Source organism: Vibrio sp. 1580 (assembly GCF_033340055.1).
In genome coordinates this window covers 1-598 of the sequence record NZ_JAWOVT010000457.1, presented here as the reverse complement: position 1 = coordinate 598, position 598 = coordinate 1, and the positions used below count along the sequence as shown (strand labels likewise).

The 598-nt window shown below is 47.8% G+C and carries 1 protein-coding gene; it reads left to right on the top strand.

Annotated features, from left to right (window positions below):
• Window positions 1-598 (top strand): AMP-binding protein (locus R7093_RS26575; protein ID WP_318147196.1); only part of this gene is annotated, 598 nt, incomplete at both ends.

Here is a 598-nt window from a genome sequence, read left to right as displayed (position 1 = left end):
GCATTAGCTGACAAGCTGGTGCTCAGTAAGTTGCGCGCACTGCTCGGTGGTCGTATCAACTTTATGCCATGTGGTGGCGCGAAGTTGGATGAAACCATTGGTCGTTTCTTCCATGCTATTGGCATCAACGTGAAGTTGGGCTACGGCATGACAGAAACCACCGCGACGATTTCGTGCTGGGATGACAAGTGCTTTGATCCGGATTCTATCGGTATGTCGATGCCTGGCGCGCAAGTGAAGATTGGCGAAAACAACGAGATTCTAGTTCGTGGCCCGATGGTGATGCGCGGTTACTACAAAATGCCAGAAGAGACCGAAAAGACGTTTGATGAGCACGGTTTCTTAAAGACCGGTGATGCTGGCCATATTGATGAAAATGGCAACCTGTTCATCACCGATCGCATTAAAGAACTGATGAAAACCTCTGGTGGTAAATACATTGCACCGCAAATGATCGAAGGTGCGATTGGTAAAGACCACTTCATTGAGCAGATTGCGGTGATTGCCGATACACGCAAATTTGTTTCTGCGCTGATTGTGCCGTGTTTTGACTCTCTTGAAGAATATGCGAAAGAACTGAACATCGCATACCATGACC